This window comes from Achromobacter sp. (genome assembly GCF_032102605.1).
Classification (GTDB): Bacteria; Pseudomonadota; Gammaproteobacteria; order Burkholderiales; family Burkholderiaceae_B; genus Achromobacter.
Map to the genome: position 1 here is coordinate 46,456 of NZ_DAMDGT010000023.1, position 8,874 is coordinate 55,329.

General features: G+C 65.8%; 10 protein-coding genes. 7 read left to right on the plus strand and 3 right to left on the minus strand.

Going from position 1 to position 8,874, the window contains the following annotated elements; genetic code table 11:
* Window positions 1-169: 169 nt before the first annotated feature.
* Window positions 170-724: a hypothetical protein gene (locus tag RT614_RS28225; RefSeq protein WP_313625801.1), complete on the plus strand. Its 555-nt coding sequence runs from the start codon at window positions 170-172 to the stop codon at window positions 722-724.
* A 122-nt stretch (window positions 725-846) separates the two neighbouring features.
* Here the strand turns inward: RT614_RS28225 and ttcA are convergent, their stop codons facing one another.
* On the minus strand, window positions 847-1,815 hold the full coding sequence (ttcA, locus tag RT614_RS28230) for a tRNA 2-thiocytidine(32) synthetase TtcA (RefSeq protein ID WP_313625803.1): 969 nt from the start codon (window positions 1,813-1,815) through the stop codon (window positions 847-849).
* 1 nt (window position 1,816) lies between these two features.
* Complete coding sequence (gene folB, locus RT614_RS28235; RefSeq protein ID WP_008164827.1) at window positions 1,817-2,176, minus strand: dihydroneopterin aldolase; 360 nt, start codon at window positions 2,174-2,176, stop codon at window positions 1,817-1,819.
* 122 nt (window positions 2,177-2,298) lie between these two features.
* On the opposite strand from folB, the gene RT614_RS28240 reads away from it, so the two are divergent.
* Window positions 2,299-3,201, plus strand: a complete 903-nt coding sequence (locus RT614_RS28240; protein ID WP_313625805.1) for an NAD(P)/FAD-dependent oxidoreductase — start codon at window positions 2,299-2,301, stop codon at window positions 3,199-3,201.
* Window positions 3,202-3,217: 16 nt separating this feature from the next.
* Here RT614_RS28240 and pcaD read toward each other — a convergent pair whose 3' ends face one another.
* Window positions 3,218-4,036, minus strand: coding sequence for a 3-oxoadipate enol-lactonase (gene pcaD / locus RT614_RS28245; protein WP_313625807.1), 819 nt, complete (start codon window positions 4,034-4,036; stop codon window positions 3,218-3,220).
* A gap of 94 nt (window positions 4,037-4,130) precedes the next feature.
* Here pcaD and RT614_RS28250 point away from each other — a divergent pair, with 94 nt between their 5' ends.
* From RT614_RS28250 to RT614_RS28270, 5 genes are all read left to right on the plus strand, one after another.
* Window positions 4,131-5,033, plus strand: a complete 903-nt coding sequence (locus RT614_RS28250; protein ID WP_313625809.1) for a LysR family transcriptional regulator — start codon at window positions 4,131-4,133, stop codon at window positions 5,031-5,033.
* 136 nt (window positions 5,034-5,169) lie between these two features.
* Window positions 5,170-6,138, plus strand: coding sequence for a tripartite tricarboxylate transporter substrate binding protein (locus RT614_RS28255; RefSeq protein WP_313625811.1), 969 nt, complete (start codon window positions 5,170-5,172; stop codon window positions 6,136-6,138).
* Window positions 6,139-6,804 (plus strand): 3-oxoacid CoA-transferase subunit A, encoded by a 666-nt coding sequence (locus RT614_RS28260; protein WP_313625813.1) that lies wholly within the window; start codon window positions 6,139-6,141, stop codon window positions 6,802-6,804.
* Window position 6,805: 1 nt separating this feature from the next.
* The gene (locus tag RT614_RS28265) at window positions 6,806-7,504 is read left to right on the plus strand and encodes a 3-oxoacid CoA-transferase subunit B (RefSeq protein WP_313625815.1); all 699 of its coding nucleotides are present in this window, start codon (window positions 6,806-6,808) and stop codon (window positions 7,502-7,504) included.
* A gap of 186 nt (window positions 7,505-7,690) precedes the next feature.
* Window positions 7,691-8,653, plus strand: coding sequence for a tripartite tricarboxylate transporter substrate binding protein (locus tag RT614_RS28270; protein ID WP_313625817.1), 963 nt, complete (start codon window positions 7,691-7,693; stop codon window positions 8,651-8,653).
* The last annotated feature ends 221 nt before the right edge of the window (window positions 8,654-8,874 follow it).

An 8,874-nucleotide genomic window follows, 5' to 3' on the forward strand; every position in this document is an offset into this window, starting at 1 on the left:
GGTCAGACAACCCATGCCGCTTGTCGCTTGCCGTATGCGCTGCGGCGGCTTCGCATTGCCTTGCGTGCGCCCTGAGCAGTGGGTCATAGGACAGTGCTTATGGCTTTTCTGGAATGGCAATCTACGATCAGTCGCTTCGGCTGGGAATCTTCAGCCCGTTGCAGAGGCCATGATGGAAAGACAATCGGCACGGTTGCGGTGGTTGACGAATGGCGCGCTTGCGATCCTGATGGGAACGGCCGCCGCTGGGGTTCTCGCAGGAGAGCCCTTGAATCAGAGACAGCTGTCCGAGCCTGATGTCGTCGCCCAATGGCTCCGCGATAACCCCGAAGGCGTCGACAAAAAAGGCGCTGCCTTCTCTTTCAATGAAGGGTTGAAATACAAAAGCAAGAAGTATTGGTCGGCCGCCGCCAAGTCTTTCGGTGAAAGCGCCATCCGGAATCCCACCCCGCAAGTATTGACTGAATATGTCGCCGCAAACCTGCGCATGCTCGGTGAAATCCGCGCCCGGAACGGGAATACGAGCCTCGGCGTCGAGCGCGATATGGACTATGCGTTGATGCAATATCAGACCGTGATGGCCGCGGACAACGTTCTCGGCGCCTTGTCCGCGCACGACAAAACGCGGGTCGAAGCGGATATCGCATGCTTGACCGATTACGCCAGAACTCGACTTGCGCCCGCCGGGTGTCAACCGTTCGAACTCTATGGCATGCAGCCCTGAGTGCAAATCAAAAGGCCTGAGTCCGGTGCGGCACCGGACTCAGGCCTTTGATCTTCAGCTCCTGATTCCCAACAATCGCGGGTTTCAGATCAGCGTGCAACCCTTCTCGTCGATCACCGTACTCAACCGCGCGAGAACATCACCTTCTTTTCGATGATCCCGCCCGGTTCCAGCGCCTGGGGGGTATCCCCGCAGGCTTCGTCTGCGTCCTCACTGGGATCGACCGCGTCGAACGCCGTATCGCCATTGGCGTCCGGCACGCCGGTGGGCTTGAGGCCCACGAAATCGAACAGGTCGCGGTCCATCAGGTGCGAGGGCACGACGCGCGACAGCGCATTGAACACATTCCAGGAACGGCCGGGATGCTGCTTGTCCCATTCCTTGATCATGCGGCCCACTTCCTTGCGCTTCAGGTTCTCTTGGGAACCACAGAGGTTGCACGGAATGATGGGGAACTGCTTGAGTTCCGCGTATGCGATCAGGTCGGTTTCGGCGACATAAGCCAGCGGGCGGATCACCGTGTGGCGGCCGTCGTCGGACACCAGCTTGGGCGGCATGCCCTTGGCCTTGCCGCCGTAGAACAGGTTCAGGAAGAACGTGGCCAGGATGTCGTCGCGGTGATGGCCCAGCGCGATCTTGGTCGCGCCCAGCTCGGAAGCCACGCGATACAGGATGCCCCGGCGCAGCCGCGAACAGAGCGAGCACATCGTCTTGCCTTCTTCCAGCACGCGCGTGACGATGGAATACGTGTCCTGCGTCTCGATGTGGAACGGCACGCCCAGTTCTTTCAGGTACTGCGGCAGGATGTGGTCGGGAAAGCCTGGCTGCTTCTGGTCCAGGTTCACCGCGATCAGTTCGAACTTGAACGGCGCGCGCTTCTGCAACTGCAGCAGGATGTCCAGCATGGCATACGAATCCTTGCCGCCGGACAGGCAGACCATCACGCGGTCGCCTTCTTCGATCATGTTGTAGTCGGACAGGGCGCGAGTGGTCTCGCGCGCCAGGCGCTTGGTCAGCTTGTTGCCTTCAAAGCGCGCCTTTTCATCGGCGGGCGTGCGGAATTGCACGCCGGGGGGAGCGATATCGTTCATGTCAGCGGGTGATCTGGATTTCCACGCCCACCGCCGCACAGTCGGAGAAGGCCATGGGCTTGCTGATGCGCAGGCGCAGCGCGCGGATTTCCTGGAAGTCCGCCAGGAGGCGCGCGGCGACCTGTTCGGACAGGGTTTCAATGAGATTGACGTGCGCCTGCGTGCATTCTTCGACGATGGCTTCGCGCAGGCGTCGGTAATCCAGCACGCTGTGGATGTCGTGGTCGTCGACCGAGCGCTGGATGTCCACGTCGAAGTCGGCGTCGACATGCAGGGGCTGGGTGGCGCGGCGCTCGTGCTCGAGGATGCCGATGCGGGCGTCGAGCGCAAGCCCGGAAAGAATGATGCGGCGAGTGGGCATGATGAAAACCTGGGTGGAATAGCGGGAATTGTAAGGCGGCGCCGGGACAGGGGGGCGCGCTGGCTACAATCCGGCCATGTCCGGGCGTCCGCGAGGCGCCGGCGCAGTCAATAAGGGGTGAAATGCAACAGATGCACGATTCGGTCATTGTAGGCGGCGGCCCGGCCGGCGCCTCCTGCGCCCTGTGGCTGGCGCGCCTGGGCCTGTCCCCGCTGCTGGTCGAGGCCAGCGACCGCCTGGGCGGCCTTGGCAATGAAAACCCCTTCGCAGACGACTGGATCGCTGTCCTGCCCGGCGTGACTGGCCAGCAGGTGGCGGCCAATATCGACACCAGCGTGCGCGCCGCCAATGTGCCGCTGCGCCTGGAAACCCGCGTTACCGGCGTGAGGCCCTGCAAGGGCGGCATTGAGGCCACGCTGACGGGTTCTTCCGGGGACGCATCCCAGGTCCGGGCCCGCACCCTGGTCATCGCCTCCGGCGTGCGCGCCAAAGGGCTGCCCGATCATCCGCCCGGGTCATCGTGGCCGGGCGTGCTGATCGGCCCGGGTTCGCCCATCGTCGCGCAGGATTACTCGGGTCTGTCCGTGGCGGTGCTGGGCGGAGGCGACAACGCCTTTGAAAACTACGTCTACGTACGTAACCGGGGCGCGCGCGCCGTCCATCTGTACGCCCGCAGCGTGCGCGCCCAGCAGCAGTGGGTCACGCGGGCCGGGCGCGAAGGCGTCCGCATCGGACCCTACACGGTGGATCCGGCGGCGCGCAGTGTCGACGGCCGGCAGTACGACCTGATCCTGGTTTTCTACGGGTGGGAACCGCAGGCCGGCTTTGCCGACGACCTGCGGCTGGCGCGCGACGAACGCGGCTACATCCGCACCGATTTCGCCACGGCCGAGACCAGCGTTCCCGACATCTACGCGGTGGGCGAGGTGGCGCACCGCATGCATCCCTGCGTCGTGACGTCGATGGCGGACGGCGTGGTGGCGGCAAAGGCCATCCAGCGGCGCTGGGAGCGCGGGGGCGACTAGGCGTCGCGCGGCCGCGCTATGCGGCGGCCGAAACAGTTTCCGGCTGCGCCAGGAACGTCAGCACCGCGTCCAGGAATTCCGCCGGCCGTTCGATATTCGACAGGTGCACGGCAGGCAACACCAGCAGTTCGGCGCCCGGCACCGTCGCGGCGATGCGTTCGCCGTGGCTGGCCGCCGTCACGGTGTCGTCGCGGCCGGCGATCACCAGCGTCGGCCGGTTGATCAGCGCGGCCGTACGGCGCAGGTCCATGTCGCGCACCGCCGCGAACGCGCCGGCCAGGCCCTTCCGGTCCGTGGCAAGCAGCATGGCCCGGAAGGCCTCGATGACCGGCCCGCCGGCCTCCAGCATGGACGCGGGAAACCAATTGCAGAGGAATGTCGCGGCGGTGTCGGTCATGTCCGGCGCCTGAAGCGTGGCGGCGATCCGCTCGTCCCATTGCGGCGCCGGCCCCAGGTAGCCGGACGTATTGGCCAGGACCAGGCGGTCGATTCGATCGGGCGCATGCACGCCAAGCCACTGGCCAATGATGCCGCCCAGCGACAGGCCCAGGAAATGCGCGCGGCCGATGCCCAGCCCATCCATCAGCTCGATGACGTCGCGGCCCAGCCGATCCAGCGAATACGGGCCTTGAGGCACGCCGGAAGCGCCATGCCCCCGGGTGTCGTAGCGCAGCACGCGGAACGCGCGCGACAGGGCGGGGATCTGGTCGTCCCACATGTGCAGCGTGGTGCCGATGGAATTCGACAGGACGAGAACGGGTAGCGCGGAGTCGCCGTCGTAGCGGTAGGCAATGCGCACGCCGTCGCCGGTGGTGAAGGAAGAAAGGTTTTGCATGACAAGTCTCCAGATGGAATGACTCGCAGCGTAGTTGCGCACGGCTCACGAAAAAATTACAAAGTTTGCACAGTCTTTGTTGGAAAAGCTGAGCATGAGCGAATTCACCCTGCACGACCTGCAGTGCTTTGACGCCGTGGTGCGGGCGGGCGGCTTCCAGGCGGCGGCCGCGACGCTGCACCGCTCTCACCCGGCTGTGTTCGCCGCCGTCGCCAAGCTGGAACGCCAGCTTGGCCTGGCGTTGCTGGATCGCAGCGGATATCGCGTCAGGCTTACGTCCGCGGGCGCCTCGTTCCATCGCCGCGCGCAGTCGCTGCTGCGCGAACTTGAAGGCCTGCGCAGCCACGCCGCGCAACTCGCCCTGGGAGAGGAAAGCGAACTGCACGTCGTCATCGGCGACTTCTGCCCGCGTGCCGAAACGCTCGGGTTGCTCAGCCGCTTTTTCGCGCAGTGTCCGGCCACGCGTCTGCACCTGCACTTCGAGGCAGTGGGTGGCCCGCAGGAACGCTTGCTGGACGGCGACGCCGACCTGATCCTGCATCGCGTGGACAAACGCGACCCGCGCATCGAATGGCTGGACCTGGCGAAGGTGCCGTTCATTCCGGTCGCCGCGCCGGGCTACCTGCCCGAACCGCAGGCCAAGGGCATCGATGCGCGCGCCTTGCGCGGCCTCACGCAGTGCGTCATGCGAGACACCGCCCGGCACACACCGACGCAAGATTTTTTCATGATCGAAGGCGCGCCGCAGTGCACCGTGCCCGACCAACTCATGAAGAAAGAGATCATCCTTCAGGGGATGGGTTGGGGACACCTGCCACGCTTCCTGATCGAAGACGAATTGCGCGACGGGCGATTGCTATCCATCGCGAACCGCCGCCTGCCCGGCAGCACCGAAGAACTGGTGGCGGCGCGCCGCGCAGACCGGCCCCACGGCCCGGTCCTGACGCGGCTGTGGCAGCACTTGCAGCAGGCCGCACACACATTTCCCCTGGCCTGACGGCGACGCGCACGCCGGCGCGCTCTTCAGCCCAGGCGAAGCCTCACCTCCGGATTCAAGAATAGGAATTTGCCGGCGCCGCGCCCACACTCATGCTCACAAGTTGATCAATCAATGATCACGCAGGGAGACAAGCATGAAGTGTGCGCATCGCTGGCTGGCAGCCGGCGCGGTGGCCTTCGCCATCGCGAGTCCGGCGCAGGCGGCCTGGCCTGAACGTCCCATCACCCTCATCATTCCCGCCGCGCCCGGCGGCACCACCGACATCTCGGCGCGCCTCATTGCCGACAAGCTGTCCGCCAAACTGGGGCAGCAGGTCATCGTGGAGAACCGGGCAGGCGCGGCGGGCATCATCGGCGCGCAGGCGCTGGCCCGCGCCAAGCCCGACGGCTACACGCTGCTGATGGGCAACATCGGCCCCAACGCCATCAACTACGCGCTTTACAAGACGCTGCCGTACAAGCCGGCCGACTTTGCGCCGGTGACCCTGGTGATCTCCGTGCCCAACGTGCTGGTCGTGAACGAAGCGTCGCCGGCGCGCAGCGTGTCGGACCTGCTGGCGCAGGCCAGGCAGGAACCGGCAAAGGTGTCCTTCGGCAGCTCGGGCGCGGGCCAGTCGCCGCACCTGTCCGCTGAAATGTTCAAGCAGCGCGCCGGCATTCCCGGCACCCACGTGGCCTACAAGGGCGCCGGGCCAGCCGTGGCCGCGCTGCTGGGCCAGCAGTTCACCTTCATGATCGACAACCTACCCAGTTCGATGCCGTACATCCAGTCCGGCAAGCTGCGGGCGCTGGCCGTCACCAGCGACAAGCGCCTGGCCGAGCTGCCGGACGTGCCGACCATGGCCGAAGCCGGCGTGAAGGACATGGTGGTCACCGCGTGGTTTGGATTGGTCGCGCCCGCGGGCACGCCGCAGGATGCGATCGACAAACTCTATGCCGCCACCCGCGACGTGGTGCGCAGCCCGGAGATCAGCGAACGCTTCAGGTCCATGGGCGGACAGGCGGGCGGCAACACACCCGCGGAATTCACGGCGTTCATCGATCAGGAACGCACCCGCTGGAAAACCATCGTGGACGCGGCGGGCCTTGCGCAGGAGCAATAAGTGATCGACAAGATTCAGGAGTCCATGGCGCAGGCCGTGGCAATCATTCCCGACGGCGCATCCGTGCTGGTGGGCGGCTTCGGCGAAGCGGGGGTGCCATACGAGCTGCTGCAATGCCTGGCCGAATCGGGGCGGCGCGACCTCACCATCATTTCCAACAACGCCGGCACGTTCGACCGCGGCATCGCCGCGTTGTTGATACGCAAGCAGGTCAGAAAGATCATCTGCTCGCATCCCCGCCCGCCGAACTCCGAAGCCTTCGCGAGAGCCTATCGCGCCGGCGAGGTGGAACTGGAATGCGTGCCGCAAGGCACGCTGGCGGAGCGGCTGCGCGCCGCCGGCGCTGGCCTGGGCCCGTTCTACACCCCGACGGGCTACGGCACCGAACTGGCGCAAGGCCGCCGCCAGGAAATCATCGACGGCGTGGGCTATGTGCTGGAACAGCCCTTGCGGGGCGACTACGCACTGATTCGCGCGCACCTGGGCGACCGCTGGGGCAACCTCATGTACCGCCATGCCGCGCGCAACTTCAATCCGGTGATGTGCATGGCCGCCGGCCATGCCATCGCGCAGGTCGACGAGATCGTGCCGCTGGGCGCGCTGGCGCCCGAACAGATCATGTCGCAAGGCATCTTCGTGAAATCCGTGGTCCGGGTGGAGGCCTGACATGCAAGACATCATCGGCTTGACCCGCCAGCAGATCGCGCAACTGCTGGCCAGCGACATCCCGGACGGGTTCATCGTCAACCTGGGCATCGGCATGCCGACGCTGGTGGGCGACTACCTGCCCGAAGGCCGCGAGATCCTGCTGCACAGCGAGAACGGCATCCTCGGCATGGGGCCGGCCGCCAGCGGCGAGCACGTGGATCCGGACCTCATCAACGCCAGCCGCCAGCCCATCACGTTGCTGCAGGGCGCGTCCATCACGGAGCACACCGTGTCGTTCGCCATGATGCGCGGCGGCCACCTGGACTACGCCGTGCTGGGCGCGTTCCAGGTGTCCGAGCAGGGCGACCTGGCTAACTGGAAGACCGACGCGTCCGACGCCATTCCCGCGGTGGGCGGCGCAATGGACCTGGCCGTGGGCGCCAAACAGGTGCTGGTCACCATGGAGCATCGCGGCCGCGACGGCACCCCTAAGGTGCGAAAACAATGCACCTATCCGCTGACCGGCAAGGGCGTCGTGACGCGCATCTACACCGATCTCGCCGTCATCGACGTGACGCCCGAAGGATTGCAGGTGCATGCGATGAAGCAGGGCGTCGACGAGGCGTTCCTGCGCTCGGTCACCGATGCCCGGCTGAATTTCCCGCAAACGCCGCGCACCATCGTGGTGGATGGCGCGGGGACGCCGCGCTATGAGTGAGCCGGTAATGGCGCGGGCGTATGTCGCCAACCGCCATGAATCGACCGACGCATCACGCTGGCCATTCCGTCGAGTCTGAAGGCGGTTGCCGTTGACGTTCCTGACCGCGAATGACGCCGTGCGTGTCGCGAATTTTCGCTGTTACGACCGAAGTCTTGCGCCCCGCGACGGGCAAAGGAGTTCCCGATGATCCGATCGATCCTGGCCGCCGTATCTGCGGGCGTACTGTGCATGGGCGCGGCGCACGCCGCGCAGACCTATCCCGACAAGCCCATCACCTTGTTGATTCCCTATCCGCCAGGCGGCAGCGCCGACATGCTGGCGCGACCGCTTGGCGCGGAACTGCAGAAGAAGTGGGGCCAGCCCGTAGTGCTGGAATACAAACCGGGCGCGGGCGGCGCCATCGCATCGGCCCAGCTGGCGCGCGCCAAGCCCGACGGCTACACGTTGCTGATGGTGCTGGCGGCTCACACCATCAACCCGAGCCTCTATCCCTCGCTGCCATACGACACGCGCACGGACTTCGCGCCGGTGTCGCTCGTCGCCACGCTGCCCATGCTCGTCGCCGCGCCGCTGGCCACGCCCGCGAACACCGTTCCAGAACTGATCGCCTACGGCAAAAGCCACCCCGGCAAACTCAGCTTTGCCTCGGCCGGCAACGGCAACACCAGCCACCTGGCGGCCGAGATGTTCAAGCACCAGACGGGCGCGGACATGATGCACGTGCCCTACAAAGGCAGCGGACCGGCAGTCGTGGCGCTGCTGGGCGGCGAGGTGTCGCTGATGTTCGACAGCATCTCCACATCGCTGCCGCAAGTGCAGGCCGGCAAACTGAAAGCCATCGCGGTCACCGGCGATCACCGCTCGCCGCTGCTACCGGACGTCCCGACCGTGGCGGAAAGCGTGCCCGGATTCGTCGTGAACGGCTGGTACGGGGTGCTGGCGCCGGCGGGCACGCCGAAGGCGGTCGTGGATGCGTTGAGCAAAGGGATCGCGGAGGTCGTGGCGACGCCGGCGGTGAAGCAGCAGCTGGCCGGGTACGGGTATGAGGTGGTGGGGTCTACGCCTGGGGAATTCGGGGCGCATATCGAGCGGGAATTGGTGACTTGGAAGAAGGCTGTGGAGGTGTCGGGGGCGAAGGTGAATTGATGATGACGGATTCGTAGGTGCGTGGGGTTTGTGGGCTTCGGTGCTTTGTCGGTCTTTGTGGTCCGGTGTTCTTCTTCGTAGGCGCGAAGACGTTGCTGTCCTGAGTTCTTCGTAGGCCGCCCGACGCCGCGGTCGCCGTGGCTGCGAGCGCCCACGATTGCGGTCTGGAGCCTTCGCTCCGGACTGCCCCTTCGTCATCGTCGTCCCGGCCTTCGGCCGCT